Raw genomic sequence first — 24,729 nt, forward strand, 5'->3', positions numbered from 1 at the left:
TGCCACGGCCGCGCCGACGAAGTAAGAATGCGTACCGCTCGCAGCCGGTCGGACCGAGCCGGACGATGCCTACGGGGCCGCGACGACGGCCCCGGCCGAAAGACGGGGAAACCATAAGCATGACCACCAGGACGGACGCGCAGTCGCCCGCGCCGCACGCTGCTGACATCCATGACGTGATCCGGGTGCACGGTGCGCGCGTGAACAACCTCAAGGACGTCAGCATCGAGATCCCGAAGCGGCGGCTCACGGTGTTCACCGGTGTCTCCGGATCGGGCAAGACCTCCCTGGTGTTCAACACGATCGCCGCCGAGTCGCAGCGGCTGATCAACGAGACCTACAGCGCCTTCGTCCAGGGCTTCATGCCGACCCTGGCCAGGCCCGAGGTCGACGTCCTGGACGGCCTCACGACCGCGATCATCGTCGACCAGCAGAAGCTGGGTGCCGATCCGCGGTCCACCGTCGGCACGGCCACCGACGCCAACGCGATGCTGCGCATCCTCTTCAGCCGGCTCGGGAAGCCGCACATCGGACCGCCCGGCGCGTACGCGTTCAACGTCCCCTCGGTCCGGGCGAGCGGTGCCATCACGGTCGAGCGCGGCGCCAAGAAGGCGGTGAAGGCGACCTTCAACCGCACCGGCGGGATGTGTACGCGCTGTGAGGGCCGGGGAACCGTCTCCGACATCGACCTCACCCAGCTCTACGACGACTCCAAGTCGCTCGCCGAGGGTGCGTTCACCATCCCCGGCTGGAAGTCGGACAGCTTCTGGACCGTCCGGGTCTATGCCGAATCGGGCCTGCTCGACCCGGACAAGCCGATCCGCAAGTACACCAAGAAGGAGATGCAGGACTTCCTCCACCGGGAGCCGGTCAAGGTCAAGGTCGAGGGAGTGAACCTCACCTACGAGGGACTGATCCCCAAGATCCAGAAGTCGTTCCTGTCCAAGGACAAGGAAGCCCTGCAACCGCACATCCGGGCGTTCGTGGAGCGGGCGGTCACCTTCACCACCTGCCCCGAGTGCGACGGCACCCGGCTGAGCGAAGAGGCCCGGTCGTCGAAGATCGAGCGGATCAACATCGCCGACGCCTGCGCCATGCAGATCAGCGACCTCGCCGCATGGGTCCACGGCCTCGACGAGCCCTCGGTGGCGCCCCTGCTCACCGCGCTGGGGCAGACGCTCGACTCGTTCGTGGAGATCGGTCTCGGCTACCTGGCACTCGACCGGCCGTCGGGCACGCTGTCGGGCGGTGAGGCGCAGCGCGTGAAGATGATCCGCCACCTCGGCTCCTCCCTCACCGACACCACTTATGTCTTCGACGAGCCCACCGCCGGCCTGCACCCCCACGACATCCAGCGGATGAACAACCTGTTGCTGCGCCTGCGGGACAAGGGCAACACGGTGCTCGTCGTGGAGCACAAGCCGGAGACGATCGCCATCGCCGACCATGTCGTCGATCTCGGACCCGGTGCCGGTACGGCGGGCGGAACGGTGTGCTTCGAGGGCACCGTCAAGGGGCTGCGGGCCGGGGGCACGGTCACGGGCCGTCATTTCGACGACCGGGCCACGCTCAAGGAGGCATTGCGCAAGCCCACCGGCGCGCTGGAGATCCGCGGCGCGCAGGCGAACAACCTCTCCGACGTCGACGTCGACATCCCGCTCGGGGTCCTCACCGTCGTCACCGGCGTGGCCGGCTCCGGCAAGAGCTCGCTGATCCACGGATCGGTCTCGGGCCTGGACGGTGTGGTGTCGATCGACCAGAGCGCGATCCGCGGTTCGCGACGGAGCAACCCCGCGACGTACACCGGCCTGCTCGACCCGATCCGCAAGGCGTTCGCGAAGGCCAACGGCGTCAAGCCGGCACTCTTCAGCGCCAACTCCGAGGGTGCCTGCCCCGGTTGCAACGGGGCGGGCGTCATCTACACCGACCTCGCGATGATGGCCGGCGTCGCCACCGTCTGCGAGGAGTGCGAGGGGAAACGGTTCCTGGCCTCGGTGCTGGAATACCGCCTCGGCGGCCGCGACATCAGTGAGGTGCTCGCGATGTCGGTGACCGAGGCCGAGGAGTTCTTCGGCGACGGCGAGGCGCACACCCCGGCCGCACACCGCATCCTCGGCAGGCTCGCCGACGTGGGGCTCGGCTACCTCAGCCTCGGTCAGCCGCTCACCACGCTCTCCGGCGGCGAGCGGCAACGACTCAAGCTCGCCACCCACATGGCCGAGAAGGGCGGCGTCTACGTCCTTGACGAACCGACCACCGGCCTCCACCTCGCCGATGTCGAGCAGCTGCTCGGCCTGCTCGACCGGCTCGTCGACTCCGGCAAGTCGGTCATCGTCATCGAGCACCACCAGGCGGTCATGGCACACGCCGACTGGATCATCGATCTGGGGCCCGGAGCAGGTCATGACGGCGGCAGGCTCGTCTTCGAGGGGACCCCCGCCGATCTCATCGCCGACCGCTCCACGCTCACCGGCGAGCACCTCGCGGCCTACGTCGGCGCCTGACCCGGGTGGCGCAGCGGGGGTCCCGACGGGACCCCCGCGTCTGGCGTGCACAGGCGTCAGGCGCAGTTGACGTCGAGCGGGTCGGCGCACACCGAGAACAGCACCATGTCGTCACCGCCGGGGAAGGCGGGGTGCTCGCCGAGACGGCGTACGTAGCCCCGGAGCCGGGGATACGTGGCGAGTGCGGCCGGGCCGAGATGGACGAGCGCCACCCACAGGTCCACATCCGCAGCCGTCAGCCCTTCGCCCAGGACGTGGGGCCGCAGGGTGAGGTACTGGTCCACCAGGTCCAGCGCCGCCGATCGTTCCGACGGCCCGGCGAAGGGGGTGACGTCCTGGTCGAGCAGGTCACACAGGGCGTCGATGTCCGCGGCGAGCTCAGTCGGGCGCAGCGCGGAGGGGCAGGCCTCGTCGTGGCCGGAGAGCAGGCCCGCCAGGTCGCGGAGTATGTCGGGAGTGTGGTTGCTGACGATCCGTCCGCTCCAGCGGTCGCACAGCGCGGGCGCCGTCAGCGGCCCGTCGTAGTGGTGCATCGTGGCCTCGTACGCACTGCGCAGCGAGGCGAGGGCTTCGGGTGTCTCGGCGGGGTGTCCCACGAGTGTGGTGGCGACCGAGTCCTGGAGACCGAGCAGGCCGAGAGTGATCGAGATACGCAGCGAGCGCGGACAACGGGCCGACAGGAACAGCTCGTAGCGGTGCGGAGCGGGGTAGAAGCCGCCGGCCAGACCGACCCCGATGCGGCTGTGGATGCGGGAGGACGGCACGGCCACCTGAGGACGAGGAGGCGTGGCACACGGACTCGGTCCGGATGGGATCGAGCTGCACGTGATCGAGTTGCCTGTGCTGGAACTGCGCGAAGCTGTCTCGGGCATGACTCTCCCTATGGGGATCCCGGTGGGAACGAGGAAGCCACCGCCGCCTTGTGGGCACCAGCGGCCGGATGTGGAACGACTGCGCTTTTGTGCCGGTCCGGACCGCGAGGTGCGGGCCGGCACGCGTCCGGGATTCCGGGCTAGTAAGCGCTGGAGACACGCAGCAGATCGATGTGCAGGCGCCTCGTCAAGCCGTTCCTGGACAATTCCCACCCGTCCCGACTCCGGGGCTCGCGAGACGCGAGACCACGCTTGTCCCGCCACACCGGCGGGACCCGGTCGTCACCCGGGGCACCCCGTCGCGGTGGAAGGGTTGCCTGCCAGCGAGCCGGGGCCGATGACCCCGTGAGCAGGACCGATCCTGCACGGGGGCGCTGACAATCGTGACCGTCCACGCCAGTTTCGGTCCGCGGCGTGACGCCGTCAAGAAGGCCGTACGGGCCGTCTCGCCTGGTGGTCACGGGCGTTGACATTCCTGACGGTGCATGCCTAACTTGCGGCGCGGAACGCCTCCGGGCGTCAGTGAAAAGCCCTGGCTCGCCGGCCGGCGGCCGGCGGCCCTCGCACGGGGCCCCCAGGTGGGACCGGACCGGATGAAGTCCGGCAGGCGCGAGGCCCCGCGGGGGCGGAATGGTGACGGTGAGAGCGATGCACGCAGCTGAGGGGATGGCCGCCTGGCGGTCCCGCGGCCGCGTGATGCTCTGCGCCGACCGCTCCGTCGACCTGCAGCGCGTCAGCAGCGCACTGTGTACCGCCGCCTGTCGCGGCCTCTGTCTCTGTCGAGGCTGACGGTCCTCTGATTCCCTGACGTCCACCGCTGTCGCGGTGTGCCCTCGCCCCGTCCGGCCCCGTTCCGTGCTGTACGCCCTGCCGCGCCGAGTCGTCCCGGCCGGCGCGGCGGCGCTGCCGTCCGCGGTCCGGGCTGTCCGCATCCGCTGGAGCCCTCCGTGAGTGATTCCCCCGGCCTCGCTGTGTCCTCCGGGTCAGCGCCGCCCGCCGAGGCGGAACCCCGCCTCGATCCACCCGCCGAACCGAAACCCCTGGCCCCGCAGCGGGTCCGGCCGCTGCTGCGTCCCGGCCGCTGGATCGTCAGCGCCGTCGTGCTCGTGCTGGTCGCCCAGATCATCCACGGCCTGGTGACCAACCCCTTCTACCAGTGGGACCGGTTCCAGTACTGGTTCCTGCGCCCCACCATCCTCGAAGGCCTCCTTGTCACCCTTGAAGTCGCCGTATACAGCGCGGTGTTGGGGCTCATCGGCGGTGTGCTGCTGGCCCTGGCCAGACTCTCCCCGAGCCCGGTGCTGCGCGCGGTCAGCTGGGTGTACACCTGGCTGTTCCGATCGGTCCCGCTGATCGTGATCCTGCTGTTCCTCTACAACTTCAGCGCGCTCTACCGGACGCTGAGCGTGGGAGTGCCGTTCGGCCCGGCGTTCTTCAGCTTCGACGAGTCGCGCCTCGCCACCGACATGGTCGTCGCCGTGATCGGTCTCAGCCTGAACGAGGCGGCGTACGCCTCCGAAGTGGTGCGTGGCGGCATCCTCTCCGTCGACCAGGGCCAGCACGAGGCGGCATCCGCCCTCGGCCTCCCGAAGCGGTACCAGTTCGCGAAGATCGTCTTCCCGCAGGCCCTGCGCTCCATCACCCCCAACTACGTCAACCAGCTGATAGGCCTGGTCAAGGGCACCTCGCTGGTGTTCTACGTCTCGCTGCTCGACCTGTTCGGCTCCGTACAGAGCATGGGCAGCACCTATCCCGGCGACATTGTGCCGCTGCTGCTGGTCGCCACCGCCTGGTACCTGATCCTCACCAGCGTGGTGTCCGTCATCCAGTTCTACGTCGAGCGGTACTACTCCCGGGGCGCGCTGCGCACCCTGCCGCCGACCCCGTTGCAGAGGCTGCGGACCGGCCTGGGCGAACTGCGGGTCAGGGTCCGGAAGGAGACGGCGATATGACCGCCAAGGCGACCGGGCCGGCGGAGCCGACCGATTCGGCCGGGGCAACAGGGACGGCAGACACGGCGCCGGCGGCCGACGCCGTCGGGACGCCTGCGATACGCCCTGCCGCTGTCGAAGTGCACGATGTGCACAAGTGGTACGGCTCCCAACGCGTCCTGGACGGTGTTGCGCTGACCGTGCGGCCCGGGGAGGTCATGGTCGTCCTCGGACCGTCCGGCTCAGGCAAGTCCACTCTCCTGCGGGTGATCAACCACCTGGAGAAGCCCGAGGTCGGCCACGTCAGTCTGAACGGGGAGCTGATCGGCGTACGGAGGCACCGCGGGCGGCTCAAGGAGCTGAGCGAGCGGGCCATCCTCGTGCAGCGCAGCCGCATCGGGTTCGTCTTCCAGAACTTCAATCTCTTCCCGCATCTGACCGTGCTGGACAATGTGGCCGCTGCTCCGGTGGCGACCGGAAAGCTGACCAGGCCCGAGGCCCGGGAGGTGGCCCGCGACCTGCTCGCCCGGGTGGGGCTCGCGGACCGGGCCACCGCCTATCCGCGTCAGCTGTCCGGCGGCCAGCAGCAACGGGTGGCCATCGCCCGGGCCCTCGCCCTGCGGCCCGGGGTCATCCTCTTCGACGAGCCGACCTCCGCGCTCGACCCCGAGCTGGTCGGCGAGGTGCTGGCCGTGATCAAGGATCTGGCCGGCAGCGGCACCACTCTCCTGGTCGTCACGCACGAGATCGGCTTCGCCCGCGAGGTCGCCGACCGGGTGGTCTTCATGGACGGCGGCCGGATCGTCGAACAAGGCCCGCCCGAGCAGGTGCTGGACCACCCGCGGCACGAGCGGACCAGGGACTTCCTGAGCAAGGTGCTCTGAGCCCGCCCCGCCCGTCACACCTACCCGGCCCCTCGTACCTGGGCCGCGCCCCGACGCCCCTGCGCCATACACCCTCACCGCATCCGACAAGGACAGCCACCATGCGCACCCTCATCCTCCGCAGCAGATTCCGCCGCGGTCTGGCCGCCTCCGCCGCCTTCGCCTCGCTCGCCGTCGGGCTCGCCGCGTGCGGCGGTGACGGCGACGCCGCGACCAGGACCGACAGTGCACCGGCCGGAACGGTCACCGTCGGCGCACTCTCCAACGGCGCCGCCGAGGAGACCGAACTCAAGGTGCCCGAGGTGAAGTCGATCAGCGCCGAGCTGCCCAAGTCGGTGGCCGGCAGGGGCAAGCTGGTGATCGGCGTGGGCGCGCTGCCGGCCGGCTTCCCGCCCCTCGCGTACGTGGGCGAGGACCAGAAGACCCTCACCGGCGCCGAACCCGATCTCGGCCGGCTGGTCGCTGCGGTCCTCGGGCTGGAGCCCGAGCTGAAGAACTCGACCTGGGAGAACATGTTCGTCGGCATCGACAGCGGCAAGGTCGACGTGGCCCTGTCGAACGTCACCGACACCGAGGAGCGCAAGCAGAAGTACGAGTTCGCCTCCTACCGGCAGGACAACCTCGCCTTCGAGGCCTTGAAGAAGAGCACCTGGAACTTCGACGGCGACTACCGGAATCTGGCCGGCCGGACCGTCGCCGTCAGCGCAGGCACCAACCAGGAGAGGATCCTGCTGGAGTGGAAGGCGAAGCTGGCGAAGGAGGGCAAGAAGCTCACCGTCAAGTACTACCAGGACAACAACGCCACGGCGCTCGCTCTGTCCAGCGGGAAGATCGACCTCTCCTTCGGCCCCAACCCCGGTATCGCGTACCACGTCACCCGGACCGCGAAGACCCCCAACCCGACGCGTACCGCAGGCACGTTCTCCGGTGCGGGCGCGACTCTCCAGGGACTGATCGCGGCAACCGCGAAGAAGGACAGCGGACTGGCGAAGCCGCTCGCCGACGCGATCAACCATCTGATCAAGAACGGCCAGTACGCCAAGTGGCTCGCCGCCTGGAACCTCTCCAACGAGGCCGTGCCCTCCTCCCTGGTCAACCCGCCCGGACTGCCGCTCGACAACTCCTGACCCGCGCCCCCGCCGAGGGGCGGCGCCGCCACGAGCCGGCCGCGCCGTCCCGGCCACGTCCCAGATACGGAGACTCAGCACCGCCATGTCCACCAGCGTCCATCACGCTCCGCCGCCGAGACCGGCACCGCCGCACATCCTGGACAACGCCGCCTGGGCCGCGCTGACCGGTCCGCACGCCCACCTCGCCCAGCGGATCGGCGGGGCCGCCCGCTACCCCACGGACGTGTCACCGTTCAGCGCCCTCAGGGACCCCGCCGACCCGCGGGCCTGGGACGATCTGGCCACCCTGATCGGGCCGGGCAACGCCACCCCCGTCTCCGGAGCACGCACGGTGCCCGGCGGCTGGACGGTCGAAAGCAGCGTTGACGGCGTCCAACTGGTCGACACCGCCCTGCGCGCCGGACCCGCCCCCGAAGCGGAACGGCTCCGGCCCGCCGACGTACCCGAGATCCTCGACCTGATCGCCCTCACCCAGCCGGGCCCCTTTCTGCCCCGCACCATCGAACTCGGCAGCTACCTGGGCATCCGGCACCACGGACGGCTGATCGCCCTGGCCGGAGAACGCCTGCACCCGCCGGGCTGGACGGAGATCAGCGCCGTCTGCACCCACCCGGACCACCGGGGCCGGGGCCTGGCCACCCGGCTGGTACGTGCGGTCGCGGCGGGCATCCGGGAACGCGGCGACACCCCCTTCCTCCACGCCGCCGCGAGCAACACCCGGGCGATCGGGCTCTACGAGTCGATCGGATTCACCCTGCGCCGCCGCACCAGCTTCCTGCTGGTCCGCGCCCCGGGAGGACAGCCGGAGCCGCGCGGACCTCGGAACGCGGAGCCGAAGCCACAACGGGCGCCGCAACAAGGTGCCCGGCAGCCGGAAGAAACGGCGTAGCCGTGCAGTTGTGCTTGAGGACGACCGAGCGGCGCCCCTCAGGGGACCGCGAGCGCGAGGGCGGCGAGGACCCCTGGTCCGGCCGCGCCGGAAGGGCGGAGGTGAGGCAGGTGCGAACCATGTCACGCCGCCCCGCCGTGCATCGCGCCATGCCGCGCCGCCCGCTCCTGTACTCCCGGCAGCACATCGATCTCCTGCGTGTCGCCGGCGCGCTCTGTTGTTCCTGACCTGTTGCCCTCGCAGCCGTACCCCGCGTCGGGGGCCGGCTTCCTCGTACGGCCGATCAGGAAGGCACCTCCCCGTGTCCTCGTCACCCACCCCTTTGCATCTCGCCGTGGCCCTGGACGGCGCGGGCTGGCACCCCGCCGCCTGGCGCGAACCCGTCTCACGGCCCGGTGAACTGCTCACCGCCGGCTACTGGACCGACCTGGTCACCGAGGCCGAGCGCGGACTGCTCGACCTTGTGACCATCGAGGACGGTCTCGGCCTCCAGTCCTCTTCCCACACCGAGCCGGACGGGCGCACCGACCAGGTCCGCGGGCGGCTGGACGCCGTCCTCATCGCGGCGCGGGTCGCCCCGCTGACCCGGAACATCGGGGTGGTCCCGACGGTGGTGGCCACCCACACGGAGCCGTTCCACATATCCAAGGCCATCGCCACCCTCGACTACGTCAGCACCGGTCGCGCCGGCCTGCGTCTGCAGGTGACCGCCCGACAGCACGAGGCCGGGCACTTCGGCCGCCGCGCCTTCCCCCCGTTCGGCATCGAGGACTACCGCACCCCCGCCGGACAGGAGCTGGTGAACGGCCTGTTCGACGAGGCCGCCGACTACGTCGAGGTCGTGCGACGGCTCTGGGACAGCTGGGAGGACGACGCCGAGATCCGGGACGTGGCCACCGGACGCTTCATCGACCGGGCGAAACTGCACTACATCGACTTCGAAGGCACGCACTTCCGGGTGAAGGGGCCCTCGATCACGCCCCGGCCGCCCCAGGGCCAGCCGATCGTCAGCGCCCTCGCGCACGCCACCGTGCCATACCGGCTGGTGGCCCGCTCCGCCGACATCGGCTACGTCACCCCGCACGACGCCGACGAGGCCCGTGCCGTCGTCGAGGAGATCCGTGCCGAACAGGCGGTGGCCGGCCGCGCCGACGAAACCCTGCACATCTTCGGCGACCTGGTGGTCTTCCTGGACGACGACCCCGCCGCGGCCGCCGCCCGCCGGGAGCGCCTGGACGCCCTCGCCGGTGAGCCGTACACCAGCGATGCCCCGGTCTTCGCCGGAACACCCGCCCAACTGGCCGATCTGCTCCAGGACCTCGCGGTTGCCGGACTGACCGGATTCCGGCTGCGCCCCGCCGTGGCCGGCCACGACCTTCCGGCGATCACCCAGGGACTGGTCCCCGAACTCCAGCGCCGCAACGCCTTCCGCCGGGGATACGAGGCCGACACCCTGCGCGGACTGCTGGGGCTCACCCGCCCCGCCAACCGCTACGCCGCCACCGCGACCGCCTGAGCCGGAAGGACCCCCGATCATGAGCAAGCCGCTCAAGCAGATCCATCTCGCGGCCCATTTCCCCGGAGTCAACAACACCACCGTGTGGAGTGACCCCGAGGCCGGCAGCCATATCGACTTCAGTTCCTTCGCGCACTTCGCCCGGACCTCCGAGCGAGCGAAGTTCGACTTCCTGTTCCTCGCCGAAGGGCTGCGGCTTCGCGAACAGGGCGGGCAGATATACGACCTGGACGTGGTGGGACGCCCCGACACGTTCACCGTCCTCACCGCGCTCGCCGCCGTCACCGAGCACCTCGGCCTGACCGGCACCATCAACTCGACCTTCAACGAGCCGTACGAGGTGGCCCGCCAGTTCGCCAGCCTCGACCACCTCTCGGGCGGACGCGCCGCCTGGAACGTGGTCACTTCATGGGACGCCTTCACCGGTGAGAACTTCCGTCGTGGCGGATTCCTCCCGAAGGAGGAGCGCTACTCCCGGGCCAAGGAGTTCCTGTCCACCACGAACGAACTCTTCGACTCCTGGCACGGTGACGAGATCCTCGCCGACCGGCAGACGGGCACCTTCCTCAGCGACGCGAAGGCCGGCGCCTTCGTGCACCAGGGGCAGCACTTCGACATCGAGGGCCAGTTCAACGTCCCGCGCTCCCCGCAGGGGCGGCCGGTGATCTTCCAGGCGGGCGACTCCGAGGAAGGCCGTGAATTCGCCGCGTCGAGCGCGGACGCGATCTTCAGCCGGTACGCCACCCTCAAGGAGGGGCAGGCGTTCTACACGGACGTCAAGGGCCGCCTCGGCCGGTACGGCCGCCGCGCCGACCAGCTGCTGATCCTGCCCGCGGCCACCTTCGTCCTCGGCGACACCGACGCCGATGCGGAGGAACAGGCCCGAGAGGTACGGCGCCTGCAGGTCAGCGGCGCGACCGCGATCAAGCACCTGGAGTTCGTCTGGAACCGGGACCTGTCCGGGTACGACCCGGACGGGCCGCTGCCCGACATCGACCCCGACCTCGGCGAGCACACCATCGCCCGCGGCCGCGCCCAGGTGCGGATGTACCGCGATCCGCTGGCCACGGCCCGCGAGTGGCGGGAGCGCGCGGCCGCCAACAAATGGTCCATCCGCGACCTGGTCATCGAGACCGGCAACCGCCAGTCCTTCGTCGGCTCCCCGGCCACCATCGCCACCACGATCAACGACTTCGTCCAGGCCGACGCCAGCGACGGCTTCATCCTCGCCCCGCACATCACCCCGGGCGGCCTCGACGCGTTCACCGACCGGGTCGTCCCGCTGCTCCAGGAACGGGGCGTGTACCGGACGGAGTACGAGGGCACCACCCTGCGTGACCACCTCGGTCTGGACCACCCCGACGACGCGCGCGGCGAGCGTGAGGCGTCATGAAATTCCTCGCCATCACCCTGATCGTGCACGGCCAGCACCCCGTGACAGGGGTGAAGAAGCCGACCAGCGACCGCTTCCGCGAAGTGCTCGACAACGCCCTGCTCGCCGAGGAACTGGGCTTCGACGGCTTCGGCGTGGGGGAGCGGCACGAGCGGCCCTTCATCTCCTCCTCGCCACCGGTCGTACTCAGTCACATAGCCGCTCTCACCTCCCGGATCCGGCTGTTCACTGCCGTCACCACGCTCAGCCTCCTCGACCCGGTGCGCGCCTACGAGGACTATGCGACGCTGGACCATCTCTCCGGCGGACGGCTGGAACTGATCATCGGCAAGGGCAACGGGGCCGCCCAGCGGGATCTGTTCCAGGTCACCCCCGACGACCAGTGGGACCGAAACGCCGAGAGCTATGAGGTGTTCCGGCAGATCTGGCGGCAGGACAAGGTCACCGCCGCGACCCGCTTCCGTCCGGAACTCAAGGACGCGGAGGTGTGGCCCCGCCCCCTCCAGCAGCCGGTCCGGGTCTGGCACGGCAGTGCGACCAGCAGGGAGTCGGTGGATCTGGCCGCCCGCTACGGCGATCCGCTCTTCTCCGCCAATGTCACCAACCCCATTGAGCCCTACGCCGAGTTGATCCGCTACTACCGCGAGCGCTGGGAGCACCACGGCCACGATCCGGCGGACATCGCGGTCGGTGCGGGATCGGCCGGCGTCTATGCGGCCCGGACCTCACAGGAGGCAGTCGCCGCCTACCGGCCGGTGTTCGAGGGGAACCTCGCCTTCCAGAAACAGCTGGGTGTGGAACCGGTGTTCGCCACCCTGGAGGACTTCGTGGAGCGCAGTTCGGCGCTGATCGGCAGCCCGCAGCAGATCATCGAGAAGGTGCACCGCTACCACGAACAGTTCGGGCACACCGTCCTCCACCTGCACGCGGACGCAGGGGGTCTGACGGATGGTCAACACCGGGACTCGCTCGCGCTCTTCCAGTCGGACGTGGCGCCGGTACTGCGCCGGGAGATCCCCGATCCGCCGTTTGCCTGGGGGCCGGTCCTCGCCGGGCCCACACCCGTAGCCGTTCCCGCCGACCACTGAGGAGGCCTCCCGTCATGTCCGACATTCCGCTCGGGGTCCTCGACCTGGTCCCGGTCTCCTCCGGCTCCTCCGCCTCCGAGGCGCTGCGCAACTCCATCGACCTGGCTCAGCGGGCCGAGAGCTTCGGGTACGCCCGTTACTGGTTCGCCGAGCACCATCTCAACCCGGGCGTGGCCGGTACCTCGCCCGCGGTCGTCCTCGCCCTCACGGCCTCCGCGACCTCGGCCATCAGGCTCGGAGCGGGCGCCGTCCAGCTCGGCCACCGCACCGCCCTGTCCACGGTCGAGGAGTTCGGCCTGATCGACGCGCTGCACCCCGGACGGCTGGATCTGGGCCTCGGCCGTTCCGGCGGCCGGCCGCCCGGCGGGGCCGCCACTCCGCAGCCGTCCGCGACCCCGGTGGTCGACGGCCGCACCCCCAACGGCCTCCGCATCCCGGCCCGTTTCTCCTTCGAGCACCTGCTCGGCTCGCCCCGCATCGCGCTCCAGCGCAAGCTGCTCCAGCAGCCGCAGGCCGAATCGCAGGACTACGGCGAGCAGATCGACGACATCCTGGCACTGCTGGCGGGCACGTACCGTTCGGCAGACGGTATCGAGGCCCATGCCGTCCCGGGCGAGGGCGCCGACGTTGAGCTCTGGATCCTGGGCAGCAGCGGCGGCCGGAGTGCCCAGGTCGCGGGACGGGGCGGGCTCCGGTTCGCCGCGAACTACCACGTCAGTCCGGCCACCGTGCTGGAGGCGGCCGAGGGTTACCGCGCCGCGTTCCGGCCCTCCGACGTCCTCGACAAGCCCTACGTCAGCGTGTCCGCGGATGTCGTGGTCGCCGAGGACGACGAGACCGCCCGCGAACTGGCCACCGGCTACGGCGCCTGGGTCCGCAGCATCCGTTCGGCCGAGGGCGCCATCGAGTTCCCCACGCCGGACGAGGCCCGCGCCCACGTCTGGACGGACGCCGACCGGTCCCTGGTCCAGGACCGGCTCGACACCCAGTTCGTCGGCTCCCCGGACCGGGTCGCCGGCCAACTGGCCCAGCTCCAGGAGGCGACCGGCGCGGACGAGCTGCTGATCACCACGATCACGCACGGGCACGCGGACCGGGTCCGGTCGTACGAGCTGCTGGCCGAGGAGTGGCGCAAGAGCTGAGCTGCAGCCGACGCCGCTCCGGTTCGCCCTGACAGGCCCGGAGCGGCGTCGGGATGGTTCAGGACGGGCTGCCGGCCTTCCAGTCCGCCCGGCGGCCCAGGTGGTTGAGGAGCGAAGCCGCCTCGTCCGCCGCCGGCGCCGGTGTGATCGCCGGGCTGAAGGCGAAGCCGCGCAGGGGTTCCACCAGGGCGTTCGCGACCGGCAGCAACGCCTGTGCGAGCGAAGGCTTCAGAGTCGACGGCCCGTCGGTCGCGACGGCGATGTCCCAGGCATGGACGGCCAGGTCGAGGGCGGCAGCACCCACCGCCAGCTCGGCGGAGAGCTGGAACGGGGGCAGCGGCACCGGCACCTCGGAGCTGTCGGCGCTGATCCGGCCGAACGCGTCGGCGGATGCGGACAGCGCCGCCTCCAGCAGTTCGGCGGGGGAGGCGCCGTCCAGGGAGCCGGAGGGGGAGAACGGGTCGTACGACGGTCCCGGACCGCCCGTGATCTTCGAGACATAGGCGAACTGGTCGCCGATGGCGTGCTGCAACACCTGGGTGACATCCCATTGTTCGCACGGGGTCGGCAGATGCCAGCCGTTCGCCGGCACACCCGCGACGGCGGCGCGTATCGAGTCGTGGGCTTCCTGGAGTACGGTCCACTCGGTTCTCGTCATGATCTTGACGCTACTCAAGGGCGCCGGGGGTGTCCCGGTGTTCGGGCAATTCCGGTGCCCGGAAACGGCCTTGTGCCGGCGATACCGCGCAGGAGGTCCGCGCTGTCGGCGTCCGCGGGATAGTAGGACTCGATCGAGAGCTCTTCGAGGGTGATGTCGTGAGGGGTCCCGAACGTGGTGATGGTCGAGAAGAGCCGCAATTCGAGGTCGCCGAATCGGAAGATCATCGGAATCGCCACTTCCGACTCCAGCGGGGGGACAGGGCCGTCGGGCGCAGCTTCCGCGAAGAACTCGTCGTACAGGGCGCCGACCACCGGATCACCGGTTCTGGCCGCCTGACGTGACAACCGGGCGCGGAAGAAGGAGCGGACTTCGGTGAGGTTGACGATCCGGGAGGCGAGACCTCGCGGATCGAGCCCGAGCCGCACCATGTTGACCGGGGGGACAAGCAGTTCGGGATCGACGTCGCTGAGGAAGATGCTGACGGACGCGTTGGCCATCATGATGTTCCAACGCCGGTCCACGACCAGGGCCGGATACGGCTCGTGCGCCTGCAGAACCTGGACCAGGGATCCCCGTACGGCCGACATGTCCGGCGCGTCGAGCGGCCGCTCGCTGTAGCGCGGCGCGAACCCGGCCGCCACCAGCAGGCGATTGCGATGCCGCAGCGGTACGTCCAGGTGAGCCGCGAGCCGCAGCACCATGTCCGCGCTCGGCCGGGACCGGCCCGTCTCGACCAGGCTGACGTAGCGGGCCGAGACATCCGCCGCCAGCGCGAGATCGAGCTGACTCAGCCGTCGCCTGTGCCGCCACCCGCGCAACAGCGCGCCTACCGTCTCCACGGCGCCGACCCTAGCCGTACAGTCCGACCACGGTCCATGAACTCCGAGTTCATCGACGGGCCCCGGCCCTGTCACGACACTTGTGGGCATGAGCACTGACTGCAAGCAACTGGTCCTCACCTGCCTGGAGTCGTACGGCAAGGCTGATTTCGAAGCCGTCGCAACGCTCCTGCGCGACGACTACGTGGATCACGGACTGCCGTTCCGGACCTCCACGAGAGCCGACTGGATCGAGGTGGCGCGGAAGCTGCCCCTCGCGGAGCTGCGGACTGACATCCGCCGTCTCGTGGCGGAGGGCGACTACGTGACGATGTTCTCCCGGCGGTGGCTGCCCGGGGGCGGACTCGACATCGCGGTGGCCGACGTCTTCCGCGTACAGGACGGTCTGATCGCGGAACGCTGGGAGGTCGTCGAACCGATCCCGGCCGACTCGCCGGATCCGGTCGCGGAACTGTGACGTGCCGGCCGGGGTGCCGGGGGCCCGGACGCCCTCAGGTGCCCTCGTTCCCCCGCAGTTCCTCCACCGCGGCCCGCGCGGCGGCGCCGATCACGGCGTCGGCGCGCGGCAGTCTGCTGTCGGCCCGGGCCGCCTGGGTGAACACCACCGCGGTGTAGGTGCTGCCGTCGGCGAGTTCGACGACACCGGCTTCGTGACGGAGTGAACCGAAGGTGCCGGTCTTGCCGTAGACGGTGACGTCGTCGTAGGGAAACCCGGAGGCGAGCCGGTGCGTCCACGGCTGACGGCGCATGACCTCACGCATGAACGCGCAGTGTTCGCCGGAGGCTGCCCGGTCGGTCCAGATCGCCCGCAGGAGCTGGGCCATGTCCGCCGGTGTGCCGGACGCCTTGAAGGCAGGGTCGTACACCCCTGCCGGTACGACGGTGTCGTTGTCCGCCACCCGGGCCAGGGCCGCGTCGAGCGACGGCGCTCCCGTCTCCGCGACCAGTCGGCTGAACGTGCTGACGACACCGCCATGGATACGGGTGTCCGGCATGCCCAGGTCGCGGCAGACGGCGTCGACCACATCGGCGCCGACCGCGCGGAGGACAGCGGCGGCCGCGGTGTTGTCGGAGACGGTCATCATCAGCGTCACCAGATCGCGCAGTGACATGGTGACGGGGTCGTGGAGGATCGAGATGCCTGTCGGACCGGGGACCCGGTCGGTGGATTCCAGGGTCACCCGGTGGCGCGGGTCGAGCCGTCCCGCGTCCGCGAGCCGGCAGAAGGCGGCCATGAGCGGCACCTTGTAGACCGAGCCCAGGGGCAGCTGTTCGCCGGGGTCGATGACCACGCGGGCCGAAGGGCGGTGCAGTTCCGCCACGTGCAGCCAGCCCCGTACTCCGGCGTCGTCGAACATGGTGCGGATGGTGCGCTCCACACCGCTGCCACGCCGCGGCCCACTCACGGTGCCACCTTCCGGGCCAGGGCGTCCTCGAGCAGCCGGGCCGCCCCGGCGGTCTCCTGCGCACCCGGACGCCGGGGGTCCCAGGCCACCCGGAGCCGGAGGGGAAGCGGCGGATCCATTGCCGTGCGGCGCTCGACGCCGGACGCGGTCAGCGCCTCGTCCGCCGTGACGAGTACCGCCTGACCCGCCGCCACGAGTGCCAGGCCGGCGCGCTCGTCGGAGACGACCACGGTCTCCACCCGGCGGCCGCGGCTGGCCAGGGTGTCGATGAACAGGTCGTGGGCCGCGGGGGCTTCGGCACGCGGACGTACCGCGACGGGCAACGGCGACGCCGCCGCGTCGCCGGTCCGGTGGACGCCGGAGGGGGACAGCACCCAGGTGGGCAGCAGGATCACCCGGCCCGCGGCGAGGCCGTGCAGTACCGACGGATGCCGGATGACGGCGATGTCGACCCGTCCGGCCGTGAGGTCACCGAGCAGCGTGGCCGTTGATGCTGTGATCATGCCAATCCTGGCGCGCTCGCCCGCCCGGACCGGTGCGGCCGCCACCTCGGCTGCCAGCGGTGCCGGAACCTCCGGGGCCAGCCCGATCCGCAGCCGCCGGCCGTCGGCCTGCTCGCGGACACCGGTCTCGCGGAGCTCCGCGAGCGCGGTCAGGGCGCGGCGGGCGTGCGGGAGCAGCAGAGCTCCTTCCTCGGTGAGGAACACTCCTCGTTCACGGTCGAACAGGCGGACTCCGAGCAGCGTCTCCAGCCTGCGCAGGCCCTGCGACAGCGGCGGCTGGGTCATTCCCACGCGCTGGGCGGCGGCACCGAAGTGTTCCTCCTCCGCCAGGGCGACGAAGATTTCCAGGTGCCGTTCGGTGAGCACTCCGTGCCTCCTGGCGTGCGGTGATATGGCATGTGAATGAGGGTGATGGCGAGATGGTATTCGACATGCGGTCCGGTGACGGACTTGACTCCAGGACGGGGCAGGGCGCACCCGGCTCCGCGAGGGACTCGGTCGGTCGCTCCGGGGCCGAGCGCAGGCCCCCACCGACGCCGGGGGCCGTCTCCGGCGGGGCCGATGAGGCCGGACTCGTAGCGGAGGAAGCACTTTGGACACGCGCACCCCCATCCCTCGCCGTGCCGTACTGGCCGGACTCGCCGCCCTGCCCCTCGTCGGCTGCGCGACCGGCACGGACGCCGCCGCACCGAAACCGTCCGGGCCGGCCACGCCCACGAGCCCTTCCACGACCCCGGCCGACCCCCGCACCGAGCGCGCGTTCCGCGAACTGGAGCGGCGGTTCGACGCCAGGCTGGGGGTTTACGCGCTCGACACCGGCAGCGGGCGGACCGTCGCCCACCGGCCCGACGAACGCTTCGCCTACGCCTCCACCTGCAAGGCACTGCTCGCCGGCGCCGTGCTGGACAGGAACTCCCTCCGGCAGATGGACCGGCTGGTGCGCTACAGCCGCGACGATCTCATCAGCGCCTCGCCGGTCACGGAGCAGCACGTCGACAGTGGAATGACGCTGCGTGAGCTGTGCGACGCCGCCGTCCGCTACAGCGACAACACCGCGGCCAACCTTCTCTTCCACGAACTCGGTTCCCCCCGCGCCCTGCAGGACGCCCTCCGCTCGCTCGGTGACGACGTCACCCGCTGCGACCGCTACGAGGCCGTGCTCAGCGAAGCCACCCCGGGGGACCTCCGTGACACCAGCACACCGCGCGCCCTGGCCACCGGCCTGCGCGCGTACGTCCTCGGCAGCACGCTCCCCGCGGACAAACGGGCCGTGCTGACCGACTGGATCAGGCGCAACACCACCGGCGACCACACCATCCGCGCCGGTACTCCCGACGGCTGGCAGGTCGGCGACAAGACCGGCACCGGCGGTTACGGCACCCGCAACGACATCGCCGTCGTCTGGCCGCCAGGCGCCGCCCCGATCACCCTGGCCGTCCTCTCCCGCCGCGACACCAAGGACGCCGAACGCGACGACGCGCTCATTGCCGGGGCCGCGAAAGCCGTGTTCGGCGCCCTTGGACAGTGAGCGCGGGGCCGGCGGCGGAGTCCGGTCGGCGGGGCGTGCGCCGCCGGGCCGGGACTAGGATCAGCACCTTCCCGACCGCTGGAGTACGCCGCCATGTCATTGCCACGCCTCGGAGTCGTCATCGTCACCATGGGCACCCGCCCCAGGGAGCTGGACGATCTGCTCGCCTCGGTGCGGAAGCAGGACGTGCCTGCCGCGAGAGTCGTCCTGGTGGGCAACGCGACACCCCTCACCGACATCACGGCGGACGTCACCAAGATCCCCCTGACGGAGAACCTGGGCTGCCCCGGCGGCCGCAACGTCGGACTGAAGGTGCTGAGCGAGTCGGGCGAGGTCGACGTCGTCGTCGAACTGGACGACGACGGGCTGCTCATCGCCGACGATGTGTTCCGCCGGGTGCAGCAGCTGTTCGGGGACGACCCCGAGCTGGGCATCGTCGGGTTCCGGGTCGCCGACGAGCACGGAGTCACGGAGCGTCGCTGGGTGCCCAGGCTGCGCGCCGACGATCCGATGCGGGGCGGTCCGGTGACCGCATTCCTCGGCGGTGGACACGCCTTCTCGATGCCCATGCTCAACGGGATCGGTCTGTGGCCGGCGGAGTTCTTCTTCGGGCACGAGGAGTCCGACCTGGCCTGGCGCGCGCTCGACGGGGGCTGGAGAATCCTTTACGAACCCGGACTCGTGCTCCAGCATCCGAGGACGTCCCCGGCCCGGCACGCGACCCACTACCGCTTCACCGCCCGGAACCGCGTCTGGCTGGCCCGCCGTCGGCTTCCGGTCCCGCTCGTCCCGGTCTATCTCGGTGTGTGGATTGTCCTCGCCATGGTGAGGATGCGCTCGGTGGCCGGGGTCAAGGCCTGGTGGGGCGGCTTCGTCGAAGGTCTGCGGACGCCGTGCGGCCCGCGCAGACCGATGAGGTGGGGCACGGTATGGCGTATGACCCGGCTGGGACGCCCGCCGGTCCTCTGAGGGCCCCGGCGGCGTCCGGCAGAAACGGGCAGCGACTCGGGCCCCGGTGGGAGACGGTCGACCGCCGCGGGCACCGTTCGGGCACGATCATCGCGTCAATCGGGCACCGGTCCGCACGAGTACCACCGCTCCATATGGTGTGACCAGCCGATACGCCCTCGGTGAAACGGGCACAACCGGGCACAGGCGAAGCAGTGAAGAGCCTGGTCGCGGTGGGTCCCTTGCTTGTACAAACGACTCATGAGCCCGAACGGGGCCTGAGCCGCAGTAAAACAGGGAAGTGTGCCGTGGACACCGACGAGCGCCGACGAGAGATCCTCCAGATTGCCCGCCGCGACGGGTCGGTGGAAGTGACCGCGCTGGCCGGGACGCTCAAGGTGGCCAAGGAGACCGTCCGGCGTGATCTGCACACCCTTGAGGAGCACGGTCTCGTACGCCGTACCCACGGCGGCGCCTATCCGGTGGAGAGTGCCGGTTTCGAGACGACGCTGGCTGCGCGCACCAGCCGCCTCGTCCCGCAGAAGTCCCGGATCGCAACGGCCGCGGCCGACCTCCTCGGCGATGCGGAGACGGTCTTCGTCGACGAGGGCTACACACCGATGCTCGTCGCCGAGGCGCTGCCCCGGGACCGGCCGCTGACCGTGGTCACCGCGTCCCTCGCGGTGGCAACCGCCCTCGCCGACGCGGACAAGACCACCGTGCTGCTCCTCGGGGGACGGCTCCGCGGCTCGACGATGGCCACCGTCGACCACTGGACGACCCGGATGCTCGCCGGATTCGTCATCGACCTGGCGTACGTAGGGGCGAACGGCATCTCCCGTGAATACGGCCTGACCACCCCTGACCCGGCCGTGAGCGAGGTGAAGGCCCAGGCCATGCGCAGCGCCCGCCGCAGGGTCTTCGCCGGGATCCACGCCAAGTTCGGGGCCGTGAGCTTCTGCCGCTTCGCCGAGGTCGGCGACTTCGAGTACATCGTCACGGACACGGGTCTGCCCTCGGCCGAGGCCCAGCGCTACTCGCGCCTGGGCCCGCAGGTCATCCGGGTCTGACCCGCCACCCCGAGCACGCCCCACAGGAAAGCCCGCGTAGCCGGAACCCGCCCGTCAGCTCCGAACGACTGACATGCACCTTACAAATGAATCCTCGATGACGAGTGATCAGGAGAACCACATGCCCCACCTCAAGGAACGTCGAGTCAGGCTGAGTACGCGTCTGGGTGCGGGCGCCGCCCTTACGGCCCTGCTCGCCGGGTGCAGCGGCGCCGGCGGCGGCACCTCGTCCGGCGACACCGACTCGATCAACGTACTCATGGTGAACAACCCGCAGATGGTCGAGTTGCAGAAGCTCACCGCGGCCAACTTCACCAAGGAGACCGGCATCGAGGTGCACTTCACGGTGCTGCCGGAGAACGACGTACGCGACAAGATCACCCAGGACTTCTCCAACCAGGCGGGCCAGTACGACGTCGCCACGATCAGCAACTTCGAGGTGCCGTTCTACGCGAAGAACGGCTGGCTGCACCCGCTCGACGAGTACACGGCCAAGGACAAGGCCTTCGACCAGAAGGACATCCTGAAGCCGCTCCAGGAATCCCTCACCGCCGAGGACGGCAAGCTCTACGCCGAGCCGTTCTACGGCGAGTCGTCCTTCCTCATGTACCGCAAGGACATCTTCGCCGAGAAGAACCTGAAGATGCCGAAGAAGCCCACCTGGCAGCAGGTCGCCGACCTGGCGGCCAAGGCGGACGGCGCCAAGAGCGGTATGAAGGGCATCTGTCTGCGCGGCCTGCCCGGCTGGGGCGAGGTCATCGCCCCGCTGACCACGGTCGTCAACACCATGGGCGGTACCTGGTTCGACAAGGACTGGAACGCGAAGCTCGACTCGCCCGAGTTCAAGAAGGCCGTCCAGTTCTACGTCGACCTGGTGAAGAAGCACGGTGAGGCGGGCGCACCCCAGGCCGGCTACGCCGAGTGCCTCAACAACATGACGCAGGGCAAGACGGCCATGTGGTACGACGCCACCGCGGGTGCCGGATCGCTGGAGGCCTCCAACTCCCCGGTCAAGGGCAAGGTCGGATACGTGGCCGCGCCCGTCGAGAACACCGACAGCTCCGGCTGGCTCTACACCTGGGCCTGGGGCATGCAGAAGGCCTCCAAGAAGACCGACAGCGCCTGGAAGTTCATCTCCTGGGCCTCCGGCAAGGACTACGAGAACCTCGTCGGCAAGAAGGTCGGCTGGCCCAACGTGCCCGCCGGCAAGCGCGCGTCGACGTACTCCAACCCGGACTACCTCAAGGACGCCTCCGCGTTCGCGAGCGTCACCCAGCAGGCCATCTCCAGCGCGAACCCGCGTGACCCCGGCACCCAGCCGCGGCCTACCGTCGGCATCCAGTTCGTCGACATCCCGGAGTTCACCGACCTGGGCACCAAGGTCTCGCAGGAGATCAGCTCCGCCATCGCCGGCCGCCAGTCGGTGTCCGACGCCCTGAAGGCCTCGCAGGCACTCGCCGAAAAGGTCGGCAAGGAGCAGAAGTGAGTGCCTCCGTATCCACCCCGGAAGTCTCGCCCGCCGGTGCGCCCGGTGACACCGCCGCACCCCGCAGGACCGGAAAGGTCCCCGGCCGGGCCCGAGTCTGGGCCACCCGTGCCCCGCTGCTGCCCGCCCTGATCTTCCTGATCGCCGTGACCCAGCTGCCCTTCGTGGCAACGGTCGTGGTCTCGTTCTTCGACTGGAACTCGCTCTCGCCCGACTCGCGCAGCTTCAGCGCGTTCTCCAACTACGGCGAGGTGTTCAGCGACCCGAGTCTGCGCGACTCGGTGTTCACCACGGTCCTGCTCACGGCGAGCGTCGTGATCGTGAGCGTCGTGCTCGGGCTCCTCCTCGCCCTGCTGCTGGACCGCAAGTTCATCGGCCGTGGGTTCGTGCGAACCTTGCTGATCACGCCCTTCCTGCTGGTGCCCGTCTCGGCGGCACTGATGTGGAAGCACGTGCTGTACAACCCCGAGTACGGCCTGCTGAACGGCGGCTGGGCCTGGTTCACCGGACTGTTCGGCGTCGACAGCCCCGCACAGCCCGACTGGATCTCCGACATGCCGCTGGCCGCGGTCGCCACCGCCCTCGTCTGGCAGTGGACCCCGTTCATGATGCTCATCCTGCTCGCCGGGCTGCAGAGCCGGTCAGCCGAGCAGATGGAGGCCGCACGGCTGGACGGTGCCAACGCCTGGCAGATGTTCTGCTTCCTGACGCTGCCGCATCTGCGTCGCTACCTGGAGCTCGGCGTGCTGCTCGGCTCGATCTACATCGTGCAGAACTTCGACGCGGTGTTCACCATCACCGCCGGCGGGCTCGGCACGGCGAACCTCCCCTACACGATCTATCAGACCTTCTACCAAGCTCACGAATACGGACTGGCGTCCGCCGCGGGAGTGGTCGTGGTGATCGGCACCATCGTCGTCGCGACCTTCGCCCTGCGTGTGGTCTCGTCCCTCTTCAGTGAGGAGGCGAACCGCGCATGAGCACCCTGACCGCTCCACACACCGCCCGGGCGGGCCGTGCCGACCACGCACGGGCGGCACGCAGGGGCAGGCGACGCTCCACCGCCCTCGGACTCGTCGCCTGGGTCGTCGGCATCGTCTTCTGCGCACCCGCGCTCTGGATGCTGCTCACCTCCTTCCACTCGGAGGCCGACGCCGCGACCAACCCGCCGTCGCTCGGCGCGCCCCTCACCCTCGACGGCTACCGGGTGTTCTTCGGTGCCGGCGGAGGAGCGAGCCCCTGGCCGCCGCTGATCAACTCCGTCACCGCATCGGTCTTCTCCACGCTCTTCGTGCTCGTACTCGCGCTCCCCGCCGCGTACGCGCTCTCCATCAAGCGAGTGGAGAAGTGGACGGACGTGATGTTCTTCTTCCTGTCCACGAAGATGCTGCCGGTCGTCGCGGGTCTGCTGCCGGTGTACCTGTTCGCCAAGAACACCGGGATGCTGGACAACATCTGGTTCCTCGTCATCCTCTACACGTCGATGAACCTGCCGATCGCGGTATGGATGATGCAGTCGTTCCTGGCCGACGTGCCGGTGTCGATCATCGAGGCCGCACAGGTGGACGGCGCCCGGCTGCCCACGGTGCTGGCCAGGGTGGTGGCGCCGGTGGCCGCGCCCGGAATCGCGGCCACCTCCCTCATCTGCTTCATCTTCAGCTGGAACGAGCTGCTCTTCGCCCGGGTGCTCACCGGGGTGACGGCCCAGACCGCTCCCGTCTTCCTGACGAGCGTCGTCACCAGCCAGGGGCTCTTCCTCGCCCAGCTGTGTGCCGCGTCCGTCGTCGTGTCCCTGCCGGTGCTCGCCGCCGGCTTCGCCGCCCAGGACAAACTCGTCCAGGGCCTTTCTCTTGGAGCTGTCAAATGAGGGCTGCGATCATCGAGTCCATCGGCAAGGTGTCGGTCGAGACCGTCCCCGACCCCACCCCGGGCCCCCGGGACGTGATCGTCGCCGTCAGGGCCTGCGGACTCTGCGGCACCGATCTGCACATCCTGCAGGGCGAGTTCGCACCCGCACTGCCGATCATCCCTGGCCACGAGTTCGCCGGCGAGATCGTGGAGACCGGCTCCGAGGTGACCGAACTGGCCATCGGCGACAAGGTCGCCGTCGATCCGTCGCTGCACTGCCACGAGTGCCACTACTGCCGCAGCGGGCGCGGAAACCTCTGCGACAACTGGAACGCGATCGGGGTCAGCAAGCCCGGCGGGGCCGCCGAGTTCGCCGTCGCTCCCGTGGCGAACTGCGTGAAGCTCCCGGACCACGTCGACGTGGCCACCGCGGCGCTGATCGAACCGCTGTCCTGCGCCGTGCGGGGCTACGACGTGCTCAGCTCCACGCTGGGAGCCAAGGTGCTCATCTACGGTTCCGGCACCATGGGGCTGATGATGCTGGAGCTCGCCAAGCGCACCGGCGCCGCCACCGTGGACATCCTGGACGTCAACCCGGACCGGCTGACCACCGCGGTCAAGCTCGGCGTCTCGCGCTCAGCGGCCTCGGCGGACGAGCTGGAGACGGTACGGGGCTGGGACGTCGTCGTGGACGCCACCGGCAACGCGGGCGCCATCCAGGACGGCCTCGGCCGGGTCGCCAAGGGCGGCACGTTCCTGCAGTTCGGCGTCGCCGACTACGCGACCAAGGCCGTCATCGAGCCGTACCGGATCTACAACCAGGAGATCACGATCACCGGCTCGATGGCCGTGCTGCACAGCTACGAGCGCGCCGCCGCACTGTTCGCCGGGGGAGTCATCGACCCCGCGGTCTTCATCAGCGACCGGCTGCCGCTGGAGCAGTACCCGGAAGCGCTGGAGCGGTTCAAGGCGGGCCTGGGCCGCAAGATCGTGGTCGAGCCGTGACCGGTGGTCCCGATGCGGTCCTGGTGATGGGCGAGGCGCTCATCGACCTGGTGCCGTCCGCGGAGGATCCGCGGACGCACCGGGCC

At 70.0% G+C, this 24,729-nt stretch carries 23 protein-coding genes and 1 riboswitch; of the genes, 18 read left to right on the top strand and 5 right to left on the bottom strand.

Features of this window, described 5'->3' with window-relative positions; genetic code table 11:
- The first annotated feature begins 119 nt into the window (after window positions 1–119).
- A complete protein-coding gene (locus tag ACFVW8_RS18695; protein WP_389691255.1) occupies window positions 120–2,504 on the top strand; it encodes an ATP-binding cassette domain-containing protein in 2,385 nt (794 codons plus the stop codon).
- Window positions 2,505–2,560: 56 nt separating this feature from the next.
- Here ACFVW8_RS18695 and ACFVW8_RS18700 read toward each other — a convergent pair whose 3' ends face one another.
- On the bottom strand, window positions 2,561–3,268 hold the full coding sequence (locus ACFVW8_RS18700; RefSeq protein ID WP_389691257.1) for a glutathione S-transferase family protein: 708 nt from the start codon (window positions 3,266–3,268) through the stop codon (window positions 2,561–2,563).
- 351 nt (window positions 3,269–3,619) lie between these two features.
- Window positions 3,620–3,765: riboswitch (SAM riboswitch) on the bottom strand.
- A 558-nt stretch (window positions 3,766–4,323) separates the two neighbouring features.
- Here ACFVW8_RS18700 and ACFVW8_RS18705 point away from each other — a divergent pair.
- From ACFVW8_RS18705 to ACFVW8_RS18745, 9 genes are all read left to right on the top strand, one after another.
- The gene (locus ACFVW8_RS18705) at window positions 4,324–5,328 is read left to right on the top strand and encodes an amino acid ABC transporter permease (protein ID WP_389691259.1); all 1,005 of its coding nucleotides are present in this window, start codon (window positions 4,324–4,326) and stop codon (window positions 5,326–5,328) included.
- Window positions 5,329–5,426: 98 nt separating this feature from the next.
- Window positions 5,427–6,191 (top strand): amino acid ABC transporter ATP-binding protein, encoded by a 765-nt coding sequence (locus tag ACFVW8_RS18710; protein ID WP_389691295.1) that lies wholly within the window; start codon window positions 5,427–5,429, stop codon window positions 6,189–6,191.
- Between the two features lie 101 nt (window positions 6,192–6,292).
- The gene (locus tag ACFVW8_RS18715) at window positions 6,293–7,318 is read left to right on the top strand and encodes an ABC transporter substrate-binding protein (RefSeq protein ID WP_389691261.1); all 1,026 of its coding nucleotides are present in this window, start codon (window positions 6,293–6,295) and stop codon (window positions 7,316–7,318) included.
- A gap of 85 nt (window positions 7,319–7,403) precedes the next feature.
- The gene (locus tag ACFVW8_RS18720) at window positions 7,404–8,210 is read left to right on the top strand and encodes a GNAT family N-acetyltransferase (protein WP_389691263.1); all 807 of its coding nucleotides are present in this window, start codon (window positions 7,404–7,406) and stop codon (window positions 8,208–8,210) included.
- A gap of 149 nt (window positions 8,211–8,359) precedes the next feature.
- Window positions 8,360–8,437, top strand: coding sequence for a putative leader peptide (locus ACFVW8_RS18725; RefSeq protein ID WP_389691297.1), 78 nt, complete (start codon window positions 8,360–8,362; stop codon window positions 8,435–8,437).
- Between the two features lie 74 nt (window positions 8,438–8,511).
- Window positions 8,512–9,726, top strand: a complete 1,215-nt coding sequence (locus ACFVW8_RS18730) for an LLM class flavin-dependent oxidoreductase (RefSeq protein WP_389691265.1) — start codon at window positions 8,512–8,514, stop codon at window positions 9,724–9,726.
- A 19-nt stretch (window positions 9,727–9,745) separates the two neighbouring features.
- Window positions 9,746–11,119, top strand: a complete 1,374-nt coding sequence (locus ACFVW8_RS18735; RefSeq protein ID WP_389691267.1) for an NtaA/DmoA family FMN-dependent monooxygenase — start codon at window positions 9,746–9,748, stop codon at window positions 11,117–11,119.
- Window positions 11,116–12,207, top strand: coding sequence for an LLM class flavin-dependent oxidoreductase (locus ACFVW8_RS18740; RefSeq protein WP_389691269.1), 1,092 nt, complete (start codon window positions 11,116–11,118; stop codon window positions 12,205–12,207). Before ACFVW8_RS18735 ends, ACFVW8_RS18740 begins: the two co-directional genes overlap by 4 nt.
- Before the next feature lie 14 nt (window positions 12,208–12,221).
- Window positions 12,222–13,349, top strand: a complete 1,128-nt coding sequence (locus ACFVW8_RS18745; protein WP_389691271.1) for an LLM class flavin-dependent oxidoreductase — start codon at window positions 12,222–12,224, stop codon at window positions 13,347–13,349.
- 58 nt (window positions 13,350–13,407) lie between these two features.
- Here ACFVW8_RS18745 and ACFVW8_RS18750 read toward each other — a convergent pair whose 3' ends face one another.
- Both ACFVW8_RS18750 and ACFVW8_RS18755 read right to left on the bottom strand, forming a co-directional pair.
- The gene (locus tag ACFVW8_RS18750; RefSeq protein ID WP_389691273.1) at window positions 13,408–14,007 is read right to left on the bottom strand and encodes a TIGR03086 family metal-binding protein; all 600 of its coding nucleotides are present in this window, start codon (window positions 14,005–14,007) and stop codon (window positions 13,408–13,410) included.
- A 14-nt stretch (window positions 14,008–14,021) separates the two neighbouring features.
- Window positions 14,022–14,849, bottom strand: coding sequence for a helix-turn-helix domain-containing protein (locus tag ACFVW8_RS18755; protein ID WP_389691275.1), 828 nt, complete (start codon window positions 14,847–14,849; stop codon window positions 14,022–14,024).
- 88 nt (window positions 14,850–14,937) lie between these two features.
- Between ACFVW8_RS18755 and ACFVW8_RS18760 the strand changes: the two genes are divergently transcribed.
- Window positions 14,938–15,306, top strand: coding sequence for a nuclear transport factor 2 family protein (locus tag ACFVW8_RS18760; protein WP_389691277.1), 369 nt, complete (start codon window positions 14,938–14,940; stop codon window positions 15,304–15,306).
- A gap of 34 nt (window positions 15,307–15,340) precedes the next feature.
- On the opposite strand, the gene ACFVW8_RS18765 is transcribed toward ACFVW8_RS18760, so the two are convergent.
- Complete coding sequence (locus tag ACFVW8_RS18765; RefSeq protein WP_389691279.1) at window positions 15,341–16,255, bottom strand: serine hydrolase; 915 nt, start codon at window positions 16,253–16,255, stop codon at window positions 15,341–15,343.
- Window positions 16,252–17,124: a LysR family transcriptional regulator gene (locus tag ACFVW8_RS18770; protein ID WP_389691281.1), complete on the bottom strand. Its 873-nt coding sequence runs from the start codon at window positions 17,122–17,124 to the stop codon at window positions 16,252–16,254. The genes ACFVW8_RS18765 and ACFVW8_RS18770 overlap by 4 nt, the downstream gene beginning before the upstream one ends.
- Window positions 17,125–17,368: 244 nt before the next feature.
- Between ACFVW8_RS18770 and bla the strand changes: the two genes are divergently transcribed.
- The 7 genes from bla (at window position 17,369) to ACFVW8_RS18805 (ending at window position 24,643) form a co-directional block, all read left to right on the top strand.
- The gene (gene bla, locus ACFVW8_RS18775) at window positions 17,369–18,286 is read left to right on the top strand and encodes a class A beta-lactamase (RefSeq protein WP_389691299.1); all 918 of its coding nucleotides are present in this window, start codon (window positions 17,369–17,371) and stop codon (window positions 18,284–18,286) included.
- Between the two features lie 93 nt (window positions 18,287–18,379).
- Window positions 18,380–19,255: a glycosyltransferase family 2 protein gene (locus tag ACFVW8_RS18780; RefSeq protein WP_389691283.1), complete on the top strand. Its 876-nt coding sequence runs from the start codon at window positions 18,380–18,382 to the stop codon at window positions 19,253–19,255.
- Window positions 19,256–19,542: 287 nt separating this feature from the next.
- A complete protein-coding gene (locus ACFVW8_RS18785; RefSeq protein ID WP_389691285.1) occupies window positions 19,543–20,304 on the top strand; it encodes a DeoR/GlpR family DNA-binding transcription regulator in 762 nt (253 codons plus the stop codon).
- A gap of 121 nt (window positions 20,305–20,425) precedes the next feature.
- A complete protein-coding gene (locus tag ACFVW8_RS18790) occupies window positions 20,426–21,790 on the top strand; it encodes an ABC transporter substrate-binding protein (protein WP_389691301.1) in 1,365 nt (454 codons plus the stop codon).
- Window positions 21,787–22,770 carry a carbohydrate ABC transporter permease gene (locus ACFVW8_RS18795; protein ID WP_389691287.1) on the top strand — a complete coding sequence of 328 codons (984 nt, stop codon included), beginning with the start codon at window positions 21,787–21,789 and terminating at the stop codon, window positions 22,768–22,770. Before ACFVW8_RS18790 ends, ACFVW8_RS18795 begins: the two co-directional genes overlap by 4 nt.
- Window positions 22,767–23,657, top strand: coding sequence for a carbohydrate ABC transporter permease (locus ACFVW8_RS18800; RefSeq protein WP_389691289.1), 891 nt, complete (start codon window positions 22,767–22,769; stop codon window positions 23,655–23,657). Before ACFVW8_RS18795 ends, ACFVW8_RS18800 begins: the two co-directional genes overlap by 4 nt.
- On the top strand, window positions 23,654–24,643 hold the full coding sequence (locus ACFVW8_RS18805; protein WP_389691291.1) for a zinc-dependent alcohol dehydrogenase family protein: 990 nt from the start codon (window positions 23,654–23,656) through the stop codon (window positions 24,641–24,643). Before ACFVW8_RS18800 ends, ACFVW8_RS18805 begins: the two co-directional genes overlap by 4 nt.
- The last annotated feature ends 86 nt before the right edge of the window (window positions 24,644–24,729 follow it).

Source organism: Streptomyces sp. NPDC058221 (genome assembly GCF_042882365.1).
Taxonomy (GTDB): Bacteria; Actinomycetota; Actinomycetes; order Streptomycetales; family Streptomycetaceae; genus Streptomyces.

Bases quoted from the DNA above. Each gene is read 5' to 3' on its own strand.
- ACFVW8_RS18695 (WP_389691255.1), top strand. From the start codon at position 120: ATGACCACCAGGACGGACGCGCAGTCGCCCGCGCCGCACGCTGCTGAC.
- ACFVW8_RS18715 (WP_389691261.1), top strand. From the start codon at position 6,293: ATGCGCACCCTCATCCTCCGCAGCAGATTCCGCCGCGGTCTGGCCGCC.
- ACFVW8_RS18720 (WP_389691263.1), top strand. From the start codon at position 7,404: ATGTCCACCAGCGTCCATCACGCTCCGCCGCCGAGACCGGCACCGCCG.
- ACFVW8_RS18725 (WP_389691297.1), top strand. From the start codon at position 8,360: ATGCCGCGCCGCCCGCTCCTGTACTCCCGGCAGCACATCGATCTCCTG.
- ACFVW8_RS18735 (WP_389691267.1), top strand. From the start codon at position 9,746: ATGAGCAAGCCGCTCAAGCAGATCCATCTCGCGGCCCATTTCCCCGGA.
- ACFVW8_RS18740 (WP_389691269.1), top strand. From the start codon at position 11,116: ATGAAATTCCTCGCCATCACCCTGATCGTGCACGGCCAGCACCCCGTG.
- ACFVW8_RS18745 (WP_389691271.1), top strand. From the start codon at position 12,222: ATGTCCGACATTCCGCTCGGGGTCCTCGACCTGGTCCCGGTCTCCTCC.
- ACFVW8_RS18750 (WP_389691273.1), bottom strand. From the start codon at position 14,007: ATGACGAGAACCGAGTGGACCGTACTCCAGGAAGCCCACGACTCGATA.
- ACFVW8_RS18760 (WP_389691277.1), top strand. From the start codon at position 14,938: ATGAGCACTGACTGCAAGCAACTGGTCCTCACCTGCCTGGAGTCGTAC.
- ACFVW8_RS18780 (WP_389691283.1), top strand. From the start codon at position 18,380: ATGTCATTGCCACGCCTCGGAGTCGTCATCGTCACCATGGGCACCCGC.
- ACFVW8_RS18790 (WP_389691301.1), top strand. From the start codon at position 20,426: ATGCCCCACCTCAAGGAACGTCGAGTCAGGCTGAGTACGCGTCTGGGT.
- ACFVW8_RS18800 (WP_389691289.1), top strand. From the start codon at position 22,767: ATGAGCACCCTGACCGCTCCACACACCGCCCGGGCGGGCCGTGCCGAC.
- ACFVW8_RS18805 (WP_389691291.1), top strand. From the start codon at position 23,654: ATGAGGGCTGCGATCATCGAGTCCATCGGCAAGGTGTCGGTCGAGACC.